The 25,433-nt window shown below is 38.2% G+C and carries 22 protein-coding genes and 1 pseudogene; 19 read left to right on the top strand and 4 right to left on the bottom strand.

Annotated features, from left to right (window positions below; translation table 11 throughout):
* Positions 1 to 75: 75 nt before the first annotated feature.
* Positions 76 to 582: a GbsR/MarR family transcriptional regulator gene (locus tag EZ449_RS04330; protein ID WP_131556748.1), complete on the bottom strand. Its 507-nt coding sequence runs from the start codon at positions 580 to 582 to the stop codon at positions 76 to 78.
* Positions 583 to 648: 66 nt separating this feature from the next.
* Positions 649 to 1,734, bottom strand: coding sequence for an alginate lyase family protein (locus EZ449_RS04325; RefSeq protein WP_131556747.1), 1,086 nt, complete (start codon positions 1,732 to 1,734; stop codon positions 649 to 651).
* A gap of 126 nt (positions 1,735 to 1,860) precedes the next feature.
* Here EZ449_RS04325 and EZ449_RS04320 point away from each other — a divergent pair, with 126 nt between their 5' ends.
* The 3 genes from EZ449_RS04320 (at position 1,861) to EZ449_RS04310 (ending at position 6,549) form a co-directional block, all read left to right on the top strand.
* Positions 1,861 to 4,356: a YfhO family protein gene (locus tag EZ449_RS04320; RefSeq protein WP_131556746.1), complete on the top strand. Its 2,496-nt coding sequence runs from the start codon at positions 1,861 to 1,863 to the stop codon at positions 4,354 to 4,356.
* A gap of 328 nt (positions 4,357 to 4,684) precedes the next feature.
* Positions 4,685 to 5,539, top strand: coding sequence for a UDP-2,3-diacylglucosamine diphosphatase (locus tag EZ449_RS04315; protein ID WP_131556745.1), 855 nt, complete (start codon positions 4,685 to 4,687; stop codon positions 5,537 to 5,539).
* 20 nt (positions 5,540 to 5,559) lie between these two features.
* Positions 5,560 to 6,549, top strand: coding sequence for a glycosyltransferase family protein (locus EZ449_RS04310; RefSeq protein WP_131556744.1), 990 nt, complete (start codon positions 5,560 to 5,562; stop codon positions 6,547 to 6,549).
* A gap of 622 nt (positions 6,550 to 7,171) precedes the next feature.
* Here EZ449_RS04310 and EZ449_RS04305 read toward each other — a convergent pair.
* Both EZ449_RS04305 and EZ449_RS04300 read right to left on the bottom strand, forming a co-directional pair.
* A complete protein-coding gene (locus EZ449_RS04305; protein WP_131556743.1) occupies positions 7,172 to 8,269 on the bottom strand; it encodes a transposase in 1,098 nt (365 codons plus the stop codon).
* 1 nt (position 8,270) lies between these two features.
* Positions 8,271 to 9,119, bottom strand: a complete 849-nt coding sequence (locus EZ449_RS04300; protein ID WP_131556742.1) for a sigma factor-like helix-turn-helix DNA-binding protein — start codon at positions 9,117 to 9,119, stop codon at positions 8,271 to 8,273.
* A 256-nt stretch (positions 9,120 to 9,375) separates the two neighbouring features.
* Here EZ449_RS04300 and EZ449_RS04295 point away from each other — a divergent pair, with 256 nt between their 5' ends.
* The 16 genes and pseudogenes from EZ449_RS04295 to EZ449_RS04220 all read left to right on the top strand — a co-directional run.
* Positions 9,376 to 9,777, top strand: a complete 402-nt coding sequence (locus EZ449_RS04295) for a helix-turn-helix domain-containing protein (RefSeq protein WP_131556741.1) — start codon at positions 9,376 to 9,378, stop codon at positions 9,775 to 9,777.
* A 181-nt stretch (positions 9,778 to 9,958) separates the two neighbouring features.
* The gene (locus EZ449_RS04290; RefSeq protein ID WP_131556740.1) at positions 9,959 to 10,939 is read left to right on the top strand and encodes a DUF6427 family protein; all 981 of its coding nucleotides are present in this window, start codon (positions 9,959 to 9,961) and stop codon (positions 10,937 to 10,939) included.
* 158 nt (positions 10,940 to 11,097) lie between these two features.
* A complete protein-coding gene (locus EZ449_RS04285) occupies positions 11,098 to 11,832 on the top strand; it encodes a type III pantothenate kinase (RefSeq protein WP_131556739.1) in 735 nt (244 codons plus the stop codon).
* A 1-nt stretch (position 11,833) separates the two neighbouring features.
* The gene (locus tag EZ449_RS04280; RefSeq protein WP_225872229.1) at positions 11,834 to 13,126 is read left to right on the top strand and encodes an outer membrane protein transport protein; all 1,293 of its coding nucleotides are present in this window, start codon (positions 11,834 to 11,836) and stop codon (positions 13,124 to 13,126) included.
* Positions 13,126 to 13,698 carry a hypothetical protein gene (locus EZ449_RS04275; protein WP_131556737.1) on the top strand — a complete coding sequence of 191 codons (573 nt, stop codon included), beginning with the start codon at positions 13,126 to 13,128 and terminating at the stop codon, positions 13,696 to 13,698. Before EZ449_RS04280 ends, EZ449_RS04275 begins: the two co-directional genes overlap by 1 nt.
* Positions 13,699 to 13,992: 294 nt before the next feature.
* Complete coding sequence (locus EZ449_RS04270) at positions 13,993 to 16,071, top strand: SurA N-terminal domain-containing protein (protein WP_317130423.1); 2,079 nt, start codon at positions 13,993 to 13,995, stop codon at positions 16,069 to 16,071.
* A gap of 62 nt (positions 16,072 to 16,133) precedes the next feature.
* A complete protein-coding gene (locus EZ449_RS04265) occupies positions 16,134 to 16,652 on the top strand; it encodes a DUF2480 family protein (RefSeq protein WP_131556735.1) in 519 nt (172 codons plus the stop codon).
* A gap of 415 nt (positions 16,653 to 17,067) precedes the next feature.
* The gene (locus EZ449_RS04260; RefSeq protein WP_131556734.1) at positions 17,068 to 17,841 is read left to right on the top strand and encodes a DUF3108 domain-containing protein; all 774 of its coding nucleotides are present in this window, start codon (positions 17,068 to 17,070) and stop codon (positions 17,839 to 17,841) included.
* A gap of 2 nt (positions 17,842 to 17,843) precedes the next feature.
* Positions 17,844 to 18,413 (top strand): DUF3109 family protein, encoded by a 570-nt coding sequence (locus EZ449_RS04255; protein ID WP_131557007.1) that lies wholly within the window; start codon positions 17,844 to 17,846, stop codon positions 18,411 to 18,413.
* Positions 18,414 to 18,881: 468 nt separating this feature from the next.
* The gene (locus tag EZ449_RS04250) at positions 18,882 to 19,154 is read left to right on the top strand and encodes a plasmid mobilization protein (RefSeq protein WP_131556733.1); all 273 of its coding nucleotides are present in this window, start codon (positions 18,882 to 18,884) and stop codon (positions 19,152 to 19,154) included.
* Between the two features lie 142 nt (positions 19,155 to 19,296).
* Positions 19,297 to 20,100 carry a relaxase/mobilization nuclease domain-containing protein gene (locus EZ449_RS04245; protein ID WP_131556732.1) on the top strand — a complete coding sequence of 268 codons (804 nt, stop codon included), beginning with the start codon at positions 19,297 to 19,299 and terminating at the stop codon, positions 20,098 to 20,100.
* A 1,206-nt stretch (positions 20,101 to 21,306) separates the two neighbouring features.
* Positions 21,307 to 22,359, top strand: a complete 1,053-nt coding sequence (gene rfbB / locus EZ449_RS04240) for a dTDP-glucose 4,6-dehydratase (RefSeq protein ID WP_131556731.1) — start codon at positions 21,307 to 21,309, stop codon at positions 22,357 to 22,359.
* Entirely contained in the window at positions 22,359 to 22,907 is a 549-nt protein-coding gene (gene rfbC, locus EZ449_RS04235) for a dTDP-4-dehydrorhamnose 3,5-epimerase (protein WP_131556730.1), read from the top strand. Before rfbB ends, rfbC begins: the two co-directional genes overlap by 1 nt.
* On the top strand, positions 22,900 to 23,760 hold the full coding sequence (gene rfbD / locus EZ449_RS04230; protein ID WP_131556729.1) for a dTDP-4-dehydrorhamnose reductase: 861 nt from the start codon (positions 22,900 to 22,902) through the stop codon (positions 23,758 to 23,760). The genes rfbC and rfbD overlap by 8 nt, the downstream gene beginning before the upstream one ends.
* Positions 23,761 to 23,816: 56 nt before the next feature.
* The gene (gene rfbA / locus EZ449_RS04225; protein WP_131556728.1) at positions 23,817 to 24,677 is read left to right on the top strand and encodes a glucose-1-phosphate thymidylyltransferase RfbA; all 861 of its coding nucleotides are present in this window, start codon (positions 23,817 to 23,819) and stop codon (positions 24,675 to 24,677) included.
* A gap of 120 nt (positions 24,678 to 24,797) precedes the next feature.
* A pseudogene (locus tag EZ449_RS04220) lies at positions 24,798 to 25,433 on the top strand (hypothetical protein); the annotation flags it as partial.

Here is a 25,433-nt window from a genome sequence, read left to right as displayed (position 1 = left end):
AATGAAAGTTTAGATTAAAAAATAAAGCCGCTTAGGCTTTTAAGTCCTCCCTTTCAGGGGAGGGTTTGGGAGGGGTTATTTAAATACTTTCAGCACCGAACCCCAAAACCAACTTTCCTCAGCTTTTAACATGGTTTCTAAGGTTTTATCAACATTGCCTGCCAGTTTATTGATATCCGTTAGTGACTTTTTGAATGTTTTATACGCTGGGTCTTTTTCATCTCCAGTAACATTTGATAATTCATTTAAAACCTTAAGCACAGGTTCTAGTTCTCTTTTCTTGCGCTCCTTTGCCACCTGACGGGCGATATTCCACACATCTTTATCGGCAAAGAAATATTCCTTTCTTTCTCCAGCTTTGTGTTGTTTTTCGATTAATCCCCAACCGATAAGGTCGCGAAGTGTCATATTCGCATTACCTCTAGAAATACTCAAGGCCTCCATAATTTCCTCTGTTGTTAATGCTTCTGGAGAAATTAAAAGTAAAGCATGCACTTGAGCCATGGTGCGGTTAATGCCCCATTCTGAACCCAATTTCCCCCAAGCCTCGATAAATTTCAGTTTTGCTGCTGCTAATTCCATACACAAATATAACTATATTTTTAAACTTTCAAATATTATTGAAAGTTTATTTATTTTGAAAATTTACTAACGAGCACGCTTAATCTTATCCATCACCATTTGCCAGTTTTCTCCTTTGGAATTTATATCTGTCAATAATTTTTCTTGTGATGGATCAAAGTAAATGGACAACTCTAAAACAGGAATAGCCAATTCAGGCTCAAACAAGGTTCCAGGTGCAAAACCTGGCTCGTTGTTTTTTGCCCTGTCTCGATCAAATTTCACCGTGGTATTAACATATTCTTCGTGCTGCTTTTCTACCTTGATGTACGGCATCAACCAATCCACAGATTTTTTAATCGACGATCCTTTTGGAGATTCATAAATATAAAAATTCTGTCCTTTATCCCTGTTGATCATAATGGCAAGTTTTAGCATGGGGTCCAAATCATAAATATGGTAATGCATGGCATCTCTTTCCTTAAAATCGAGACTGGTTCCATCTGCGTTGAGGTTGATGTTGATGTGGCTTTTGAGGTTTTCGATAGTCCAATTGATAAATTCTTGATTCTTTAACGCATAACCGATTTCTCCAACCTCCTTTAATCGGTGTGCATTCCAATTATTGATGGCGGTTGCTCGGCCAGTTTTCATTCGTTTACTGTTAATTTCAGCTAACGCCGTTTCAGTAAGCCATTTTTCGATTGTTTTTTTAGCCGCAACAGGAATCTCATTCTTGATCAGATCATAAGCTTCTACGGCCTTATCCAGATTGGTATCATCAATGGGATCACCATTTGGACGATTAATTTCTGCCCAGGCAAGCAAAAAATCTATGCATTTATTGAGGTATTTTTTGTCACCTTTCAAACGGTACTGTAAGGCCAAAGAGAACATCTTGTTCATATCTGCCAATGCCAATTGGGTCTTCACTTTTTTAGGATTTCCTTTCAACAATCCCTCCGTTCTAATCGTATCGATAGGATTTGGTATTTCGGAAAGATAGCTTAATGCAGCTTTTTCAAATCCTGAGTAGAGTTTTTTCGTTTCAACGTTATTGCTAATCTCGGTTTTCAGTTGTTTAATTTCCCTTGCGTTTAAACTTACGATTTGGGCAAAGCTGCTAGCGGTGATGATAATTAGTAGCGGAATAATGATAAACTTTCTCATCATAAATAGGTTGAATTGAAATTCGAGAACACAAATCTAATTTTTTATTCTGCTCACATTTAATTTATTCCTTTTTTATCCCGCTCAATTTTTTATTTTTGACGTTCGTTTAAACTTAAACAAACCTTAATGAATAACTGGTTCAACAAGAATGGCATTCATCTCGCCATAATTGCATTTTTTGTAGTCATCACTTTTGCCTACTTCAGTCCTGTTTTGCAGGGTAAAGCGCCACAACAAGGCGATGTTTTGCAGGCAAAAGCCATGCAAAAAGAAATTATGGATGTGAAAGCCGCCACTGGCAAAGGTCCACTTTGGACTAACCAAATGTTCGGAGGGATGCCAGCTTATCAAATCTGGGTGCAGTATCCATTAAACATTACCACTTATGGTATCGATGTTATCAAAGGTGTTTTTCCTGATCCAGTGGGGACAGTTTTATTATACTTGCTAGGTGCATATTTACTTTTTTGTGTATTAAAAATTAACCCATGGCTTGCCGCTGCGGGTGCAATTGCGTTTGCATTTACATCATACAATTTTATTATTATAGCCGCCGGGCACAGTAACAAGGCCTTGGCAATTGGTTTTTTTGCACCGCTGCTTGCTGCGATTATTCTCACACTACGAGGAAGATATTTGGTTGGTGCCAGTTTGGTTGCCTTATTCATGGCATTGGAAATCCGTTCCAATCACATCCAAATGACTTATTACCTTTTCATCGCTTTATTTATTTTAGCTTCTATCGAGCTTTATCACGCTTTTAAAGCGAAACAATTGGCAAGTTTTGGTAAATCTATTGCGTATATCGTTGCAGGGTTATTTTTGGCTGTTTTGGTAAATGCAGGTACTTTGTGGACTACTTACGAATACGGCAAAGAAACCATTCGTGGCAAATCGAACTTAACAACCGATAAAGCTGAGCCAGCTAACGGTTTAGATAAGGAGTATGCCTATCAATGGAGCCAAGGTGTTGGCGAAAGTTTTACTTTTCTTATTCCAAACTTGTATGGTGGTGCTAGCAGTATTGATGAGATGATCAAGCCTGAAAGCAATACCTACAAGGCGGTAGAAAAGAATCTTCAAGGTGTAGATCCTCGACAAGCGATTGGTTATGTTGCGCAAAACTTGGGCACCAATCAATATTGGGGCAACAAACCAGGAACATCTGGTCCGTATTATTTTGGTGCGATCATTTGTTTACTTTTTGTATTTGGTTTGTTCATCGTTAAACACCGTTGGAAATGGTGGATTTTAGGAACAAGTATTTTATTGTTGTTCCTTTCGTTCGGACAAAATCTTCCTTTTATCTCCGATATTTTCTTCGATTATTTGCCAATGTATAATAAGTTCAGGGCAGTAGAATCAATCTTAGCGGTAGTTGGTTTCCTGGTTCCCTTGTTGGCCATGTTGGCCATTAAAGAAGCACAAGAGGGTAAACACGATCAAAAATATCTGGTACAACGCTTAACTTGGTCGGCAGGGATTACCGGTGGTTTGGCCTTGATTATTGCCGTTATGCCAACTGTATTTTTTAGCTTTACACAAGCCAACCAAGCACAGGTGTTAGATGCCTTAACACAAACACTGCAAAATAATAGAGGTGCTGCAATTGAGATCCTAAATGGTATCGTTGCAGATCGTGTTGCACTTGCTCGTGCAGATGCTTTGCGTACTTTATTGTTCTTGGCACTTGGTTTCGGTTTAACTTGGGCGTTCATTACTAAAAAGATGAATATGCAATTGGCTTTCGGGCTTTTAGGTTTGTTTATCCTGATCGATCTTTGGCAAGTTGATCGTCGTTATTTAAACAACGACAACTTTGTAAGCAAATCAGATCTAGCAAATCATTACAAGGAAAGAGATATCGATCCATTAATCTCTGCTGATAAGGATCCAAACTATAGGGTTTTCGATTTATCGTTGGGCGATCCATTTAAGAGTGCCGAAACATCATATTTCCACAAGACCGTAGGTGGTTTCCACTCGGCCAGATTGAAACGTTTTCAGGAATTGGTAGATAATCAATTGACTAAAAGCATCAACCAAGATGTTTTGGATATGTTAAATACCAAATACATCATCACCCAAGACCCTCAAAATGGTTCATATAAAATGCAACGTAACTCAACGGCAGCCGGTAACGCATGGTTTGTTCAAAGTGTACAGTTTGCTAAAAATGCTGATGAGGAAATGAAAGCCATTAGTAGTTTCGATGCCAAAAAAGAAGCCATTGTAGATGAAAGCTATAAAAGCTTAATCGATACCAAACGTTTAGGTACAGGAACTGAGGGCTTTATCAAGTTAACAACTTACACGCCTGATCACTTAACCTATGAATATTCTTCTGCAAAGGATGTAATTGCGGTATTCTCGGAAATTTATTACAACAAAGGTTGGAAAATGTATGTAGATGGTGTTGAGAAACCATATTTCAGGGCAGATTACGTTTTACGTGCGGCCCAATTGGAAGGTGGCAATCACAAATTAGAGTTTATTTTTCATCCAACATCTTACTATACTGGAGAGAAAATTTCACTAGGTGCTTCAATTTTATTGGTTGTGGGCCTAGGTTTCGGTTTTTATTCAGAAAATAAGAAAAAAAAGAAAGCAGTTAAAGCTTAATTGCTTTCAGAAATAATCTGAAACCCGTGGGCATTTTGCTTACGGGTTTTTTTTTGCTTTGTCATGTTAACATCTTTTCTTAATCAAATGATTAAATTTAACAATCTCGTAACATTTGTTTGATATACAACGTCTTACCTTTGTATTGTAAATCAGATGAGATGTTAGAATCATTCTTCGCCGTGTGCCTGTTAATCGTTGTACTTTATTTCTTTAGTCCTTTTGAGGTTAAACTCGATGAGGAAGAAGAGTGGTAAAACGCCCTTACTATATCTAAACTGCTTATTTCGAGCGGTATCAAATTCTTTGCCCCAAAAAATTCCCGTTTATGAGTAAAAGAAATGTCGATGTAGTCGTAATATCCGACGTGCATTTGGGCACCTATGGTTGCCATGCAAAAGAGCTTTTAAAATACCTAAAGAGTATTAAGCCGAAAACGTTAATCCTTAATGGCGACATTATCGATATCTGGCAGTTCAGCAAAAGCTATTTTCCAGAATCCCACATGAAGGTGATTCGAAAGCTCATGAAGTTTGTTTCTGAAGGTGTTCAAGTACATTACCTCACTGGAAATCATGATGAAATGTTGAGAAAGTTCGACGGAATGGAAATGGGTGGATTTCACCTCCAAAACAAACTGATTCTAAATCTTGATGGAAAAAAAGCATGGTTCTTTCATGGCGATGTTTTCGATGTAACCATGCAACATTCCAAATGGTTGGCCAAAATGGGTGCTGTTGGTTACGATACACTCATCTTGATTAACAGTTTTGTTAATTGGGTACTTACTGCTTTTGGTCGCGAGAAGATGAGTTTTTCTAAAAAGATAAAGGCCAAATTTAAGGATGCCGTAAAATTCATCAACAGCTTTGAACAAACCGCTGCAGAACTGGCCATAGAGAAAGGTTACCAATATGTAGTTTGTGGGCACATTCATCAAGCAGAAAAGAGAGAGATCAGTACCGAGGCTGGAAGTGTTACCTACCTTAACAGTGGCGATTGGGTAGAAAGCTTAACGGCATTGGAGTATGAAGACCAGCAATGGACGATCTTTAAATATGATCACCTAGATTTTACAAAGGATGAATTGGATGAGGGAATTCTTTCTGATACAGATGATTTAAAAAGTAAACTTGATATAAATATTCTTTTGCAGCATATAAAGTATGAAATTGCCCAATAATTTTAGATATTCGGGCATAAATGAAGATACTCTACGCGATACAGGGAACAGGCAATGGCCACATCAGCCGTGCCCGCGAAATTATTCCATTGCTCCAAAAATATGGTGAGCTAGATATTTTGGTCAGCGGTACACAGGCCGATGTTAAACTTAGTCAGCCAGTAAAATATCAGCTACATGGTTTCAGTTTCATCTTTGGAAAAAAGGGTGGGGTAGATCATTTTGCAACTTGGTTAAGCATGAATCTTTTCCGTTTTAGAAAAGATATGAAGCAGCTGCCGCTCAAGGATTACGATCTTATTGTGAACGATTTTGAGCCCGTTAGTGCATGGGCCTGTAAGCTTCAGGGAATAGATTGTGTTTCCTTGAGTCACCAAGCGGCCTTTAAATCCAAAAAAGTTCCTCGCCCGCGGACGCTGGATTGGGGAAAGCTCATTTTAAGTCGCTACGCACCTACAAAATACCACATCGGCTTTCATTTCGTTCGGTACGATACCTTTATTCATACCCCGGTAATCAGGGCAGAAATTCGGGCAATGAAAACCGAAAACCTCGGACACTATACGGTTTATCTGCCTGCCGTTGATGATAAAAGGTTGGTAAAGCTTTTTACACAAATTCCCAATGTGAAATGGGAAGTTTTTTCCAAACACAGTAAAGTGGCCTATGAGGACGGAAACGTTTTTGTAGAGCCAGTTAACAACGAGAAATTTAATAAGAGCCTGGCCACCTGCGAGGGATTATTCACTGGTGGAGGTTTCGAGGGGCCCGCCGAGGCACTTTATCTAAAGAAAAAATTGTTGGTTGCACCCATGCGATTCCAGTTTGAGCAGCAGTGTAACGCCTTTGCATTGAAGCAATTTGGCCTGCCTGTAATCTGGGGCAGTACCAGAAAGTGGCTTCCAATAGTTAAAGATTGGGTGGAAAAACCGCAAGAACATGAATTCGATTTTCCTGACGAAACCGCGCAGATCATTGATGATATGGTCAAGAGATATTCAAGAGCCTAGCCAGGTGTCGGGGCCTGGGGCTCCCACTTAATTCTGGTTTTGATAGCAAAGGCTCCTGCTCAGCTGCCATTGGTGAGCTGCTTTTTTTGAGTCTTAAGGCAATGGTTTGAGCGCAGTGAGCTATAAGGCCAAGGTCTTGAACTGCCTAGCTTTCTCTATGCTACTGCCCCTGGAGAAAACCATGGTTTGGCCAAATTTCAAGTCGTAAATCGCTCCAAACTACCGTTGCTCGGACAAGATCAGTATGGTTTTCCTTAAAAGATAGACATCTATTTCAGCTTGCTAGGAAATTTGGTTCTATCATCGCCTAACTAACTTGTAATTGCTCCATGAGCGTTTTTTACCCTAAACATTTTTAAATGGATTTCCTTTCAAATCATTTCCAAGGCCTTAACATCGTTATTTAACATGAAGCCCGCCATTGCATTTCCTTAAAGTATAGTAAGGATTAGTGAAAACAAAATTGTTTCACCCTACGACTGTGCAAGCAGTCTCTCTGTAAATTCACTTTTGTTACGATCGCATTAAATGAGCATTCCTCAATGCGTGCAAAGTTTAATAAGTTAAATTGGAGTCCGTCTGTCAACATCGCTAACTTCCCAAACAAAACAAACTCTTAACGCTATTCTTCGATGACCTGGATCCCAGCTTTTTCAGCCTTGTAGCTAATTTTTTCCTTCAAGCTGTAATAACTCCAGTTTTTTAAGAGAAATGCATCTCCTTTCGCTATCTCTTCCCTTTGTTGCTGATTGACCAGAAGTATTGTTCCAGCCCCGTATTTTATGCAAAAGTCGATCACCATCCGACTGTAGAGATGTAGTTTTTGCTCTACGTATCGTTTCTCCATGTGCTTATAGTCCTCAAGGCCTTTCATTTTCCTTTTCTTCCCATGACCACCACGGTTGAAAGCTGCCCCTATTTTCACCCTATGGATAGCGGCCTGGATCGCAAGCCTACGATGCAGAAACTCTTCCTTAGACCCGATGGTCTGTTCGCGAATTCCGATCCTGATCGTTACAGGGTGCTCAATTGAGAGCGCAGCTTCCGCAATGACCGCAGCGTCGAGCGAATGTTGATCTTTTTCTATGTCAACAGCTGCCAGCAGGAACACCTTTCCCTTATCAAGCTGTAACTGGCTGGTGCGAAGCTTCAAATCTCCTGACATAATCCGTTTCAACATCTGCATCTTATCGGACTTATCCTTTCCCAGATAAGTTCTAAAAGGAATTTGAAACAGCCTAAAACAAAGGTTCTTATTGTCCGTGGTAAATGTGAACTTGGAAAGTACCTCTGGGCCGAATGGTAATGGAATATTCCGCTTGTAGTTCCTTAAGGATTTTTCACCTTTCCAATAACCATCTTTTTCCTTATTGAAATAGGAGATCAGGGTATTATTCAGATTACTGAGGATGTTAGTTGGAATCTTTCCCTTAAAATGATTGGACAGTAGCCTGTAGGTTGTGTTTTGTCGTGAGGAGACCAAGATACCATTTTCATCTTTTTTTTGATCGGCAATCTTCATCTTTATTTCTTGGGTGAGGTAAAAAAAATCCGCTACCTGCTCCTGTATAAATTGATGGCTCATTATCATATTTGCAGATCGAAAACATATCCTTTGCCAGTTGTAGAGCTGTTCCTTTGCCTGTATGATGAATTCCCTGTCCTCTGAATCGATTAGCAATTGAATCTTACGGGTAATCACTAGTACATTGCTTTTCATATCACATGATTTTGGTTTTCTTTATTTTTAATGATGCATTGACAAAGGCCTGTTGAATATGCCGCTGGTTGAGATTCAGTTCATGGGCAATTTCTTCAAAGCTGTATTGGAGCTCATAACGCATTCTTAGAATAGCCTGCTGCTCCTTTGATATATCACCCTCGAACTTGAACCTGTCCGTTTTTCCTGTAACATTGAGTTTTTTGGTCTCTGTTATGATTGATTTTAAGCGATTGAGTGCTCTTTCCACTTTAACTGCTACCTGATAATCGGAAATTCCTCCTATATGCCATGCGATCCGGCCATAATCGAACGAGTACTTGATACATAGGCGAATAAAGAGTTGTTGCACTGTGGTCAGGGTTGAGAGGGTTACCTCGACCTCTTCCCATTGTCTTCTTATATTCATCTCCTCTTTTGGATCGCAAAGAATTTCATTGTCAACTTCGTAAGTGCCATCACATCCAACCATAAAATCCTGATAATTCTCTATCTCGTCCAATCTCAGCATATTGCGGTTGAAACGATTACTAGAAGTCTTAAAATACGCTTTACATCCATCCGAGGTCAGTTTAGAAACAAAAGTCCTGACTTGGCTTGCATCTGTAATTTTTTTTCTGGCAAGCCACAGCCTTAAAAATGCCTCATTGACAATACAGTCTGCATTCACATCATCCTTGATATACCTTAATCCACTATAATATAATGAGGGGTACAGGAGTTTGTAAAAAAATTCAAGGCCTTTTTCATTTCCTTTTTGGAACTGGATGAAGTTTTCTTTGTGTTCGGCGGAAGAGGGATGCATCGATGGACTCATTGGATCTTGTTTAAATTCAGGTTTAGTGAACATCACCTTTCCTTACAAATTATTTAAATTATTCTCGGTTTATTTTCTGCTTAGGATATTCTATGACACTACCTTGAAAAAACAAACAAAGTGGCGATTCTGTGCACTCACTAGGTTTTATTGTTTCTTTTTCATATCTTCATAATTAATTGTGATTGCAATTTCGGATATAAAAGGCATGTACCGAACCACATCAGGTTGTATAATACAAGCGTCCGTTTGTTTTTCACTGCCAAAAAATTTTAAATATATTTACGACATGGAAACCTCAGAAAAAACAAGTAAAATGCACCTTGGTAGAAAAATTAGCAGAATTCGTGAATTGCGTGGCATGAAACAAGAAGAGCTTGCAATAGCATTGGGAATCAGTCAGCAGGCAATTAGTAAGTTAGAACAGAACGAACAAGTTGAGGATACCACTTTGGAAAAGATAGCCGAAGTATTAGGAGTATCAAGTGAAGCAATTAAAGGGTATTCTGATGAGGCTGTTTTCAATATTATTTCAAATACATTTCATAATACCAGTAGTGACAGCTCAACGCTTATAGCGAGTTCTTTGAATTATCAGCCCTCTTTCAATACAATTGAGAAAATTGTCGAGCTTTACGAACGACTTCTTGCAAGTGAGAGAGAAAAACTCGATCTATTAAAAACCAAATAAAATATTTTTCAGCAAAGTATTTATAAGGGTTATTGTCAAACATTAATAATGTATTTCAAACTAACATTCCCTGTGAGGACTTATTAATAGTATCGGCTCAAATCGCTTTATGTCGCATAAGTATTCTTTCTGACTCTACTCTGAATTTATTTTCCTTACTTTGCCTACTCTTTAAAAAGGCATGATTAATCAGTTTCGAAAGCTAAATCCAATTAACCTCTTATTACTGCTGGCTTACACGTTTTTTATGCGTATTGCCATCTTTAATGAAACACATGCCCAGCTGAATTTCGATTTTTTGGAGCCTTTTGCCAGGCTATTGATTAATATAGATCTCGATAACGCATTTTCTCCATCAACCAATATCTTTCTAGCGGCCGTTTTGGTTTTTATACAAGCACTCATTTTTAATAGGGTAGTCAATAATCATAATTTATTGGCCAAGCCTAGTTTTCTACCGGCATTAATGTTTGTTACAGGCACAAGCTTATTTATGCCATTTATGATTTTAAGTCCGGCGCTGATTTGTAACTTCCTACTCATTTGGGTAATTGATAAATTCTTAAAGCTCGGTAAAACTCCAAATTCCATCACTACGGTTTTCGATATCGGGATGATTATTGGCGTGGGGACGTTGATCTATTTCCCGTTTATGGCCATGATCGTGATGATCTTTTTAGCGCTTTTGCTCTTCAGATCTTTTAATTGGAGAGAATGGGTTGCAGGCTTAGTGGGCTTTATTACGGTTTTCTTCTTCCTTGCCGTATTTTATTATTGGAAAGATAATTTAAGTTCATTTTATCAGATTTGGAAACCACTAAGCAATAAATTTCCATCGGTATTTAAAATTAATTATAATGATTACTTGGTACTCATTCCGGTAGCGGTGATTATCATTTTGGCCTCGTTGCAGTTAAGGGAGAACTTTTTCAGGAGTTTTATTAGCACAAGAAAAGGGTTTCAAATGTTATTTTTTATGTTCATTGTAGCTGGAGCGAGTTTTTACCTCAAGCCCGATTTTAGAACTTGGCATTTTCTACTTTGCGTTCCACCTGGAGCGGTGTTGTTGGCCTATTATTTTAGCAATGCCGAGAAACGCTGGTTTTACGAAACCTTATTCCTTTTATTCGTGCTTTCGGTGCAGTACTTTCTGTTTGTTTAACCTTTTTTAACAAAAAACTAGAGCGAAACTTGACAAAGATTAATAGCTTTGTGGCATGATTTTGATGTTGAAGTTTTTTCAGACTTTAACTCGTTGATCGAAAAAATGATCATCACAAATTTCTAATGATTTAATAATTAGCAGATTGAGATTTTTACGTGCATAGATTAAGCATTGATATAGGGAACTCCTCAGCGAAGATTGCGGTTTTTAAGCATCGGGAAATCATTCATCATCAGCGCTTAACCAAGTTGGGTACTTTAGATTTGGCCCAATTGATCGAAAAGTTTTCTCCTAAGAAATCAATCATCAGTAGTGTCAACCAAGAAATTGGTCAGCTGGAAGAATTTTTAAAGAAGCATACAAACTATACCCGTTTCTCAACCTTGTTGACCAATGGAGTGCAAAATAAATATAAAACACCCGCTACTTTAGGATTAGATAGGTGGGCAGCCCTACTCGGTGCCAATGGATTGTATCCAGAAAGTGCCAGTTTTATTGTGGATGCTGGGACTTGTATCACTTATGATTTATTAAATCAAAAGAAAGAATATTTTGGGGGAAGTATAAGTCCAGGAATTTCCATGCGTTTTAAGGCTGTACACGAATTTACGGGCAGACTGCCAATGGTAATCTGGGAGGAGAAAGAGGGAATTGTTGATGGAACTGATACCCAATCTGCCATAAAGAATGGGGTTTTGCAAGGTATAATAAATGAAATTGACGGCTTTATTGCCATAAATAATAATAAAGAAAGTGCTTTAAAGGTGATTATAACGGGGGGCGATGCTAATTTTTTGTATAAGCAATTACAAAACAGCATCTTTGCGCCTCAAATTATAAAAGATCCCTACTTAGTATTAAAAGGATTAAATGAAGCTATTGCAGATTAAAATGTACAAAAGAATAAATTATATTGCAGCCATACTCGTGCTAGTTTGTGGTTTAGGTGCTCAAGCGCAGGTTACCACATCATCACCATATTCTAGGTATGGACTTGGAAATATAAAGGGATCACTGTTACCTCAATTAAGGGCAATGGGTGGCATCTCTACCGCAGTTAATAAGGTTACAGGTTTCAATTATATCAATATGCAGAACCCTGCATCGTACTCTGGTATCAGTTTAACCACTATCGATATTGGTATGAGCGCAGGTTTAACCAGTTTACAAAGAAACAGCTTAAAGGAAACCAGTTTCAATTCTACTTTTAGCCACTTGGCTTTTGCGGCACCAGTTACCAGAAGATCGGCTTTGAGTTTTGGTATTCTGCCTTATTCTGATTTGGGTTATTCTTATAGAAATACAGTAAAGATCGATACTACAACGGCACAGCAGCTTTATGAAGGTGAGGGTGGTTTATCTAAAGCATATTTAGGTTATGGCTATCGTTTTGGCGATCACTTAAGAATTGGTGGAAACTTGGAATACATTTTCGGGAACCTTGAAACTACCCGTTCAACGGAATACAGTTCGGTAGGAGCCTACAATGCAAAATTGCAGAACAAGAACAGTGTAGGCGGTGTAAATTTTTCTTATGGCATTCAGTACGACTTTAATGTTGGTAAGAAAACCATTGTTACCTTAGGGTATTCTGGAACGAATTCTGGTACCATTAACTCCACACAAACCTTTTATGCTACCCGTTATTTAAGAGACGCAGCAGGAAATGAGGGATTGGCCTTAGATACCTTAAGTGCAGTTGATAATGGTAAATCAAGTTTGAAGCTTCCCTTAACACATAATTTTGGTATCTCTATTCAGCAGAATGATAAATGGTTAATTGGTGCCGATTTTAGAATGGGCAAGTGGTCTCAAACTAGTATTAACAATGTAAACCAAGGCTTGCAAGATAGTTGGGGCGCATCTTTAGGCGGCCAATGGACACCAGATGCTTTTTCTTACAACAGTTATATGAAACGTATTGATTACCGCTTAGGTGTTAACTACGATAAAACCTATATCCAGATCGGTAATCAAGATATTAAGCAAATGGGTGCTTCCTTAGGTTTTGGTTTTCCATTGCCTACTGCAACTGGCGGCACTGCATTTTATAAAATTAACTTCACAGCCGAAGTAGGACAGAGGGGTACTTTAACCAACAATTTGGTTAAGGAGCAATATGTTAATTTCCATTTGGGCTTTACACTTAACGATACCTGGTTCCGTAAGTACAGGGTAGATTAATGAATGCAAAGGTATTTTTATATGGCCTGTTTCTTGCCCTGCCACTTTTTCTGGCATCGTGTAGCGACGACGATTTAAAAAAAGCCGATGCCGTAACTGGTAAAAAAGTTACTCTTAGCAGCGACCGTACCCTTGGAGTGGATATTATTTATAGCGATTCTGCGAGGGTGAAAGCAAAAGGTTACGCCCCAATTTTAGATAAGGTTACTCCGGTAAGTGGCAGTACTTATCAGGAAATGATCAAAGGGGTAAATATCGATTTCTACAATGAAAATGGTACTGTTGACGGCAACCTTGTTTGCGATTATGCCATTCGTAAGGATCAGGAACTCAAAACAGAATTCAAAAAAAATGTGGTGGTGAAGAATAGTAAGGGCGATACCTTTTCTTCGCAGGAACTGATTTGGGATGAACAGAAAAAGATCTTTTATTCTACCCAGCGGGTTTACGTTAAAGGCATTGATGGAAATGTGGGAGATGGAATTAACTTTAAGGCCCCACAAGATTTCAGTACCTATGAAATGGAAACGGGCAGTGGTGAGCTGAACATGAAAGAGGGGATAGCACCGTAATAATGAGTGAATGAGTGGTTTTGAATGAGTGAATGTGTTCTCAGATAATTGATTGTAGGAATTTTAAATGAATGAATTACACCACGACTATTTAATAATTTAATCTTTCCTATCCTGATCATTCACTAATTCTATCATTCAAAATTCAATCATTATCTTCTAAAACAGGCTTCTATTTGCTTAAAAATTAAACACTTGATAAATAAAATTTTGTGTTTTCTTTTTTGAGGCAAATTTGTATCTTGCGCCCTCTTAAAAAAAACTAAATAAATTTATAATTACAATATGGGATTAATGACATTTTTGCGTAATCGTGCGGGCTATATCCTAGTCTTTGCTATCGGTTTTGCAATTGTTGCATTTTTAGTAGGTGATGCAATTAACGTGGGTAAGCCTTTTTGGTCGGCAAATCAAAAAGTAGTGGGATCTATTGATGGTAATGATATCAATATTGATGAGTTCGGTCCGAAAGTGGAACAAGGCGTAAACCAAATGAAACAACAATATGGCGGGAGTGCGAATGCACAAATGACTGCTATGGCTGTAGATCAAGCTTGGAATGCTGAATTGGGTAAGGTTTTATTAACTAAGGAATATGATCGTTTAGGATTAACCGTTTCTGAAGATGAATTGTTAGATCTTTTACAAGGTCAAAACCCAAGTCCATTAATTAAACAATATTTCTCTAATCCTCAAACTGGTCAAATAGATCGTGCTGGCTTAATGAATTTCTTAAAATCTAAGGAACCTCAAGCTTTACAGCAATCTAACATGTTGCAACAGGAAATTGCCAATCAGGCGTTACAAACTAAATACACCAATTTAATTAAAAATTCTGTTTATGTAACTTCATTAGAAGCTACAGATGAATATACTAATCGTAACAAGTTGGCTAACTTTAAATATGTAAGCTTGGATTACACTTCAATTCCTGATGCTTCCGTTAAATTGAGCGATGCGGACTACAGCGATTATTACGATCAAAACAAAACACGTTTTAATAATCCACAAGAAACACGTGCTTTCGAATACGTTACTTTTAGTGTTAGCGCAACCAAGGCAGATTCATTAGCCATCAAAACTCAGGTTGATAAAATTGCCGCAGACTTTAAGGTTGCCAAAAACGATTCATTATTCGCAGCGATTAACTCTGATGTTAAGGTTCCTTTTACTTACTTATCAAAAGGTAAACTAGGCGATCCAGCATTAGACTCAGCAGTATTCAATATGCCGGCTGGAAGTTTTTACGGACCAAAATTAAGTGGGAATTCTTACAAGATCGTAAGGGTTGTAGAAACTCGTTTTTCTCCAGATTCGGTTAAGGCAAGTCACATTTTATTAGATCCAGCTAAATTAGGCGGAGAAGATAAAGCGATCAAATTAGCAGATTCGTTAAAAGGATTAATAGCCAAGGGCGGAAACTTCGCTGAATTGGCAAAACAATATAGCGTAGATGGATCTAAAGATAAAGGCGGTGAATTGGGTACTTTTGCTCGTGGTGCTATGGTACCTGAGTTCGAAAATGCAGCTTTCGATGGTAAAGTAGGCGATTTGAAAATTGTAAAATCTCAATTCGGTTACCACATCATTAAAATAGAGAAACAAATTGGTTCATTAAAGGTGGCTAAGTTGGCTTATGTAGAGAAAGCATTAAGCGCAAGCAGCAAAACCAAAGATGCGGCCTACAAAGCGGCAAGCAGCTTCTTAAATGAGGTTAAGGGCAGCGATTTCTCAAAGGTAGCTTCTCAAAAAGGCTTCAAGGTTGCTGTTGCAGATAAAATTGCAGCAACTCAAGGTTTTGCCCCAGGTTTAGATAACCCACGTAAATTAATTCAAGATGCTTATGCTGCTGATAAAGGTGATGTTTTACCTGAAATTTACAGCATGACAGATGCTTATGTGGTGGCACACTTAACTAATATTAGTCCAAGGGGTACTTTAACCTTGGCTGATGTTAAGAATGAAATTAAGCCAATGGTAATTAATGCTGTTAAGGCTAAAATGTTAAAGGATAAATTGACTGCTGCAGGTAAAGGTAGCTTAGATCAAATTGCCGCTAAAGTTGCTCGCCCGGTTAATCCTGTTCAGAACATTGTATTTGCTAATCCTGTAATTCCAGGTGTAGCGCAAGAAAATGCATTAGTGGGAAGCGTATTTGGTGCGCAACCAGGTAAGGTTTCTGCTCCAGTTCAAGGTGATCGCGGTGTATATGTATTCTCGGTAGATGGATTTACCAATCCTGCTCCAATTGCGAATATGTTCAAGCAAAAAGAAAGCATGTTGTTGTCTTTAGGTCAACGTTCATTGCAATCGGCTTTCCAGGCTTTACAAGATAATGCCAAGATAAAAGACAATCGTGTGAAATTCTATTAATTAGAAAATACGTAATTTTGTAACCGTTCCGATTATCGGAACGGTTTTTTTATTTATAGGCCATGGAGATCCAAGAAAACATTATCAACAAAGTAGCTAATAGCGGTTTAATCACCTTAAATCTCGAAGATTATTATCATCAGGGTGAAAGGGTGGTTTATGATATTAAGGAAAATCTTTTTCATGGCTTAATGCTTAGGGAGAAAGACTTTAGGGAGTTTATTAAAACACACGATTGGGCACAATACCAAGATCAAAATGTGGCTATCATTTGTTCGGCTGATGCGATTGTACCCACCTGGGCATATATGCTTTTGGCTAACAAAATGAAATCTTATGCCAATGAAGTGGTTTTTGGTGGTTTAGATACTTTGGAAGCTGTTCTGGCTACCAAGGCGCTTAGCAAAATTGATCCACAGGTTTATGCCAATGAACGTGTGGTAGTGAAAGGCTGTGGCGATATCGATGTTCCTGTTTCAGCTTATGTAGAAATTACGAATCTTTTAACGCCTGTAGTGAAAAGCATCATGTTTGGTGAACCATGTTCTACTGTTCCGGTTTATAAGAGGAAAGATTTATAGGAATTTGGACTCTTGGCCAGACAGGCTTTTTTCTTTTGATGTCAAAAAGACCAACGAAGTTAGCTTGAACACGATTAAAAAAATATAAAAGTGTGAAAACACAAAAAACACCGACTGAAAAACCTCACCTCCGCCCTCTCCTAAAAGAGAGGGAGCTATTAACCGAATTGATGAGGCGAGATGTTAGGCGAATTGAAATACAACGGAGATTTGCTACGTGGGCTTAGCTAGATGGGTAATCAATAATAAAGATATTCAACACATAAAATAAATGGTTACAAATTAATTATGTAATCTATGTTTATACATTTGGTTTGCTTTTTGTATATATTTCAAAATGATTACAACAGATTAAACGTTATTGGGTCGTTGTAGTCTCACACAAACAAAACACACAAACAAAACACACAAGCAAATGAAACATATATTTTTAATGTTGATGGGTATCGTTATTGGCCGATCAACCATGGCCCAAGAGCTGCCATTAAAAAAGGATCCTGTATTTCAACAAGGGGAGGTGCTGCAATATAAGTTGAGGTATGGTTTCATCACCGCTGCGGAGGCTACGATTAAGGTAAGTAATTCTGACCTTAAATTTGATAATAGGCCCATCTGGAAACTAACTGTCGATGCCCAAACCTCGGGTACTTTTGATGTATTCTATAAAATTAGGGATCACTACGATTCATACATAGATAAAACAGATCTGCTGCCTTATTTCTACCAAGAGAACATCCGAGAAGCGAGCTATAAGCGTCAAGATAAGGCGAGATTTACACAAGATGCTAAAAAAGTAGTCTCGAACAGGGGAACATTCACCACGCCAACCACCCAAACCTTTGATTTGGTTTCTGCATATTACTTTGCAAGAAGCTTGGATATTAGTAAAATTAAAATAGGCGATAAGTTTAAATTAAATTATTTCCTGGGTGATGAAATATCAGCCTTGGAAGTAGAATACGTGGGTAAGGAAACCGTGAAAAATAAATTGGGTAATATTCGTTGCCTAAAATTCAGTCCTTCGATTAAACCTGGGCGGATTTTTAAAAAGGATAGTAGGTTGTATCTTTGGGTAACCGATGATGGCAATCGTGTTCCTGTTAAAGCGCAGGTAGAGATTCTGGTAGGTGCAGTAACCATGGAATTAAAATCAGCTGCCGGACTAAAATATGCCTTAGCAAAAGAATGATGATGATAGAAGTAGAACAAGTGCTGGTGCACGAAGATGTATTAAAGGAGAACTTCGTTTGTAATTTAAGTAAGTGCAAGGGGATCTGTTGTGTGGAGGGTGATTCTGGTGCACCATTGGATAATGATGAGAAAGCTGTGCTGGAAGAGATTTATCCAAAAATAAAACATTTGTTAAATGAAAAGGGCATCAAAGCAATTGAAGACCAAGGTGTTTATGTAGTGGATGAAGACGGCGACTTGACTACTCCCTGCGTGGATAAAAATAAGGAATGTGCTTATGTCTTATTCGAGGGCGGCATTACTAAATGCGCTATCGAAAAGGCTTACGAACAAGGTATTGTAGATTGGCAAAAACCCATCTCTTGCCATTTATATCCTATTAGAATTACCAAATATCCAGAATTTGAAGTCTTAAATTACGACCGATGGCATATTTGCCACGATGCCTGTACTTTCGGAAGGGAGCTTAAGGTTCCAATATATAGCTTTTTAAAAGGGCCACTGATCCGCAAATATGGAGAAGAATGGTATAGAGAGTTGGAAAGTTCCGTGGCTGCAATGTCGATTTAAATGGCTATAGTAAGTTACTGTAAAGGCTTACCATGCTGCTGATTAATTGCTGGTCGCTTTAGTTTTCTTTATGCTAAATATTCTATCTGTTTTATGGTTTTCGAAAACTTAGGATCTATCATTAGGATCTTCCGGGATCTTCTAGATTAACAATACCAGACGATTAGCAGTAATGCAACGGGTGCGACTAACTCCATTCTATAGTGGGCTGCTGTCAGATTTACAATTTTTTCCTTTCATGAAAATTCCCAAAAATCAGCGGAGGATCACGATTTATTTTTACTTTTTTTCTTTTTCGAAAAGTTGTTATCTGGGTGAATCAATGCGAAAACTCCTTTTGCTTATCAAGTGCTACTCCAGTAGCTCAAAATCGGCTAAGTTATGGCTTATTTTAGCACAATTTAGTCCATAATTTGCTCTAAGTTTTTCTTCTTTATAGTTTGTAGGCATTAAAAAAAGATGGGTCCTATGAAAAAATCATATAAAGGGAATGAACTGCGTAACCGAAAAGCAATCTGCTGCCTCACCGATGAAGAACATAGAGAAATAAAAACAGATATCACCAAGTTAGGCGTTACGATGTCTGAATATCTCCGACGGATATTATTTGACAGGAGGGCGCATCTTATCATCGATTCAGCACAGTTAATAGAATGGCTGGACAGAATTGCAATTGAATCAAGTGCCCTCAACACGTTCCATACGAGAATTCATCCTAAAGCCTTTTATAATCACTGCTAACCCATACCAGTTGGATGAATTAATAAAACTGGTGATGAAATGTATTGAATGCCAAAGCAATATTGGGAAATGCATGAAAAAGCTGATCAAGCTAATGGAGCATAATTAATATCTAATATTTATTTATCAGGCTGTAAAAACAATGATCGTCCAGTTTCTTTCATCCAATAGCAGGTTTCCGGCTGTAAAGTATAATGCCGATAAAGTAGCTTCGGGCAAGGCTGAGCTCATGTCTGTCATAAACTTTCAGAGCCTATCCGTCTTAGAAAAACCCAGGGCTGCAGATTTCAAGTCCTATCTGCAAATGATCGGAACACTTAATCCAAAGGTCAGAAATAAGCAGCTACATGTAAGCATTATGGCTAAGGGAACTTCCCTCAGTAAACATGAGCTGACTGATATAGCCCATCTTTGGTTAAAAAAAATGGGATACGCCGATAATCCTTATCTGATTTATTTTCATAATGACAACCCGAACAACCATGTCCATATCATTTCTGTGAGAGTTTGTAAGGATAGAAAGTCGGTACCATCAAGTTATGAAAAATTTAGGGGCTCTGTGACACTACATGAACTCATCGGTTTTGATCCGGTTGCACAGGCTAAGGTAGATGCCAATAACGCACTTACTTACGGTTTTACAAGCTTGGATCAGTTTAAAATTCTTTTAAAGAACATGGGCTATTCTGGTTACATCAAAGATTCTGCGTTGCATATAGTGAAGCATAACAGGACACTTCACTCAATAGATCTCAATATAATTAATGATTGCATAAAAATGTATCATCCCCTCGTGGAGGCTACTTCAGCACTCCAACAAGTTTTTGAGGCGGCTTTACGGATTGTATCCGGCAAACCGTTTCGTCATCCTTCTTTCTGGCATCTTTACTTAAGAAAAAATTTAAATCCGATCTCGGTAGTCTACTATCGACGATGGGAAATTTAGATATCGTTTATCACAGTTCCGGTAAGGATGTCACCGGGTTCACACTAATCAATCACGGTACCAAAAGGGTACATGATGGGAAAGAGATAGTTGACTTCGGGAGGATGGTCAAACCTTTAGAAAATCCAGAGGGGTTGATACTTGGGGATAGGGTAATATTCTATGATGAGCGAACCTTCCAGGATCAATATGACCAATATAGATCAAAAGGTCAAGCGCCTGGTACTGAAAAAGAAATTAGAAAGAGAGGTCGATGATAACTGCAGATCCTTTCATTATAATAATTTTGTAATTGATTTAGTTGACAATTTTGTCCTCGTGTTTAATGGTAATGATAAATTTGTGCTTAAGCTGAAAGTTGAGCTATTATGGGATATGGTCAGTGTTCTAGCCGTTAAGCCGAGTGAAATGCTTCTTAGCCACAAATTATTCAATTAAGTTGTTCACTGATAAAGTACGCTGATCGGAAACGAAATTGGAAAACTTAGGTATCTAATATATTCCCTTTAGTGCGAATGCTCTTCTGTAGTGAATTTAATTTTTACCAGATGAAGATCTAATTCACTTTCATTATCGCTGTGGATTTTTCAGATGAAAAGGAGCAGTTCAGTGTTGTCCCCAGGGAATCATTAAAGTATTTTTAATAAACTAAGCGAGGTATATTGATTTGAATGTAATTCATCAATGTCTAATAAGTACTCGTGAAACATGATCTCAGGTACACATAAATATTTTGTTTAGGGAATAGTCGATAATAGAGTATATCTACTGTTTAATGAAAATCATCAGATGAGTATAGGTATGTTGCAGTATTCATCCAATGACTATTGAAGCTAAACCCATGGTTAGTGGCTCGCTAAACGTTTAACAAATTATCTGCCAATTAAAAGGTATGCTCACCCAATGTAGGTTATGTGGGTTACTCAATCTCTATCCCTCGATGATCTTCAACTCGCAGAAATCAATAACTGAAAAGCAAAGCTAGGTGTAAAGTATTGTACAACGTAATCTGGCATTTCTTAGCTTTTATTAATTTGTATACAAGTTCATATTCATCTACTTTTCCGCTTCTTTGATCTGCCCATTAGTATTCAATCGTATTAAATAATTGGTTGGGTATAGCCTTTTTTAGCCATTTCATTAAAAAACATTGGTAAATTGTAATATGTGTGTTATTTTAGCCAATTGAAAATCATTTAATAAACTGTGAAAAAAATTCTCATAACAGGTGGTGCGGGCTTTATTGGCTCACACGTTGTACGTCGTTTTGTAAACAACTACCCACAATACGAAATCGTAAATCTTGATAAGTTAACTTATGCTGGTAACTTGGCTAACTTAACTGATATCGAAAATAAACCCAATTATCGTTTTGTAAAGGAAGACATTACAGATGCGGAAGCCATGTTTGAGCTTTTCAAGACGGAGAATTTCGATGCCGTAGTTCACCTCGCTGCCGAAAGCCATGTAGATCGTTCTATTTCAGACCCTACTGCTTTCGTAATCACTAATGTGATCGGTACAGTAAATTTATTAAATGCCGCTCGTGAATATTGGAAAGGCGATTATGATAAAAAACGTTTTTATCATGTCAGTACCGACGAGGTTTATGGCGCGTTGGGTGAAGAGGGCATGTTTACGGAAACCACTGCTTATGATCCACATAGCCCATATTCAGCTTCTAAGGCAAGCTCTGATCATTTTGTAAGGGCTTATCATGATACTTATGGCATGGACTGTGTAATATCAAACTGTTCAAACAACTACGGCTCACATCATTTTCCTGAGAAATTGATTCCATTAGCCATTAATAACATCAAGAATAATAAACCTGTTCCAGTTTATGGTAAGGGTGAGAATGTTCGCGATTGGCTTTGGGTAGAAGATCATGCCCGTGCCATTGATGTAATCTTTCATAATTCCAAAACCGGAGATACTTATAATATTGGCGGTCATAACGAATGGAAAAATATCGACCTGATCAATTTGCTTTGTAATATCATGGACCAGAAATTAGGGCGTGAGGCAGGTGAATCAGCTAAGCTAATCACTTATGTAACAGATCGTGCTGGTCATGACTTACGTTATGCCATCGATTCAAGCAAGCTGCAAAACCAATTGGATTGGGTGCCAAGTTTGCAATTTGAAGAAGGTTTGGCGAAAACTGTAGATTGGTACCTGCAAAATGAAGATTGGTTAAATAATGTCACCTCTGGTAATTATCAATCTTATTACGATCAACAATACAGCAATAAATAATGGAGATCGAACAAACAGGCTTAAAAGACTGTATCATCATCAAACCTAGGGTTTTTGAAGACCCAAGGGGATATTTCTTCGAAAGTTTCAATAAAGCCACTTTTGAGGAAAAAACAGGTTTATCAGGCGAATTCGTTCAAGATAATCAATCCTATTCCTCTTATGGTGTCATCAGGGGGCTCCACGCCCAAACCGGTGCCTTTACGCAAGCCAAATTGGTACGGGTAACCAAAGGCGAGGTATTGGATGTAGCGGTTGATGTTAGACCAGGTTCACCAACCTATGGAAAACATGTAGCTGTTCGTTTAAGTGCAGAGAATAAACTTCAATTGTACATCCCTCGTGGCTTCGTACACGGCTTTTCCGTATTAAGTGAAACTGCAGAATTCCTATATAAATGCGATAACTTCTTTAATAAAGCCTCAGAAACTGGTGTCATTTATAATGACCGTGATTTGAATATCGATTGGTTGATTCCGCAAGATAAACAATCTGTTTCCGACAAAGACCTCATCCTAAAACCTTTCGCAGCATTACAACATGGGTAAAATATTAATAATTGGTGCAGGTGGACAATTGGGCCAATGTTTAAAAGTGGTTGCCGAGAGAAGAAACATCGATGGGGTTATCTTTCCAGCAGAAGCTGATGCCAACATTCTCAATCAAGAAGGTTTAAGTGCCTTATTGGAAAAAGAGCAACCTGCATTCGTGGTCAACTGCGCAGCCTACACCGCCGTGGATAAGGCAGAAGATGAAGTGGAATTGGCCAAGGCCGTAAATGAAACCGGGGCAGCTAACCTCGCCCTTGCCTGTAAGGCAAATGGTGCAACCTTGATTCATGTTTCTACCGATTTCGTTTTCGAAGGAAATGAAGTGAAGTTGCTTTTGGAAGATGATATCGCTCAGCCCATTAATGTATATGGGCAAACGAAACTCGATGGAGAAAAGGCAGTAATCGCCTTGCTACAAGAACATTTTATCATTCGTACCAGTTGGTTATATTCTGAATATGCCAATAACTTCGTTAAAACGATGTTAAAACTTGGTGCTGAAAGAGATGAACTGAACATCATTGCCGATCAGGTGGGTACGCCTACTTATGCCATAGATTTAGCAAATGCGATTTATGATATTATACAGTCAGAATCTACCGCATACGGATTATACCATTTCAGTAATGAGGGGGTAACTTCATGGTTTGATTTTGCCAAGGCAATTTTCGATATTAGTGATACATTGGTAAAGGTAAATCCTATTCCAGAATCGGTTTATCCTACTAAAGCTACTCGTCCTGCATTCTCGGTAATGGATAAATCAAAGATTAAAAGCACTTTCAATATTTCCATCCCTTATTGGAGAGACAGCTTGGTAGAATGTATTTCTAAAATCAAGGCACAATAGAAATTTATTGGGTGTATACAATTAAAAAATTTGAATGATAATCAAATAAACAATATATGAAAGGTATAATTTTAGCTGGTGGCAGCGGGACCCGTTTGCATCCATTAACGCTTGCTTGTAGCAAACAAATGATGCCAGTATACGATAAGCCGATGATCTATTATCCGCTATCAACATTAATGCTGGCAGGGATTAAAGAAATCCTGATTATTTCTACTCCTCACGATCTTCCTAATTTCGAAAAATTATTAGGTGATGGAACTTCGCTAGGTTGTAAATTTAGTTATGCAGTACAGGCCGAGCCAAATGGTTTAGCACAGGCATTCGTAATTGGTGCAGATTTTATTGGAACCGATAAGGTAGCATTGGTATTGGGCGATAATATCTTTCATGGCGATGGGATGGCAAAATTATTACAAGCTAGCTCAGATCCTGATGGAGGAGTCGTATTTGCTTATCAGGTATCTGATCCAGAACGTTATGGTGTTGTGGAATTCGATGCAGATAAAAAAGCGATTTCGATAGAAGAGAAACCTGAAAATCCTAAATCAGATTATGCGGTTCCAGGATTGTATTTCTATGATAATGAAGTGGTAGAAATCGCCAAAAATATTAAACCTTCACCTCGTGGTGAATATGAAATTACAGATGTAAACCGTGTTTATTTGGAAAGAGGTCGATTAAAGGTTGGGGTGCTGAGTCGTGGCACGGCTTGGTTGGATACCGGAACTTTCACTTCATTGATGCAGGCAGGTCAATTTGTACAGATCATCGAAGAACGCCAGGGCCTAAAAATTGGATGCATTGAAGAGATCGCTTATAGAATGGGCTTCATTGATGCAGAACAGCTTAGGGCAATTGCTACACCATTGGTGAAAAGTGGTTATGGCAGTTATCTATTGAAACAGATTAAATAAACCTCACCCTTTCATCCCCTCTCCTTAAGAGCTAATCTTTACACACATTTATTTAGCAGATATAATTAATTAATGCGTTGATTATCAGTTAATTACGGTTTATTTTTCGTATATTTAGTGATGTTAGATCATTGCTATTCAGGTATTTACAAGGGTTTTTTATCAGATAATCGTATTGCTGCCAGATTGGAAAGTTGTCTATCAGATTTATTATCTTCGGGAACAGCAGTTATCAATCAGTTAGCCAAGACTCATACCCTAAAAACTGCTTTTTACCGTATGCTATCAAATACTCGACTAGATCACGATGATATCCTGGAAGGCGGCTACCGTCTTTGTAGTGCCTCCACTAATGCTAACAAACATGTTTTGTGTATTCAGGATACTACAGAATTTAACTATCGCGGCATCAAGAATAAACTGGGTGAGCTCGATCCAAACATCGGTCCAACGGGAAATAAAACCATTCCAGGTTTCTTTTGCCATCCGATGCTGGTTGTAAATGCTGAAAGTTCATCTATACAGGGGCTGTCCTCGGTAATTATCTATAATAGACAGTGGAACCAAAAAGATAAAAGGGAGCGTAATTATGGCCGGTTGCCTATTCAGGAGAAGGAGTCCTATCGATGGATCAGGAGTGCTGAACTGAGCAAGGATCGGATTGCGGAAACGACAATGATGACCATAATTGGTGATCGTGAGAGTGATATCTACGAAGAATTTGTTGTGGTTCCAGATCAGCGAACCCATATTTTA

Origin of the sequence: Pedobacter frigidisoli (genome assembly GCF_004331675.1) — a bacterium.
GTDB classification, from domain to species: Bacteria; Bacteroidota; Bacteroidia; order Sphingobacteriales; family Sphingobacteriaceae; genus Pedobacter; species Pedobacter frigidisoli.
The sequence above is the reverse complement of the archived record's forward strand: the minus strand, read 5'-3'. Positions and strand labels throughout refer to the sequence as shown.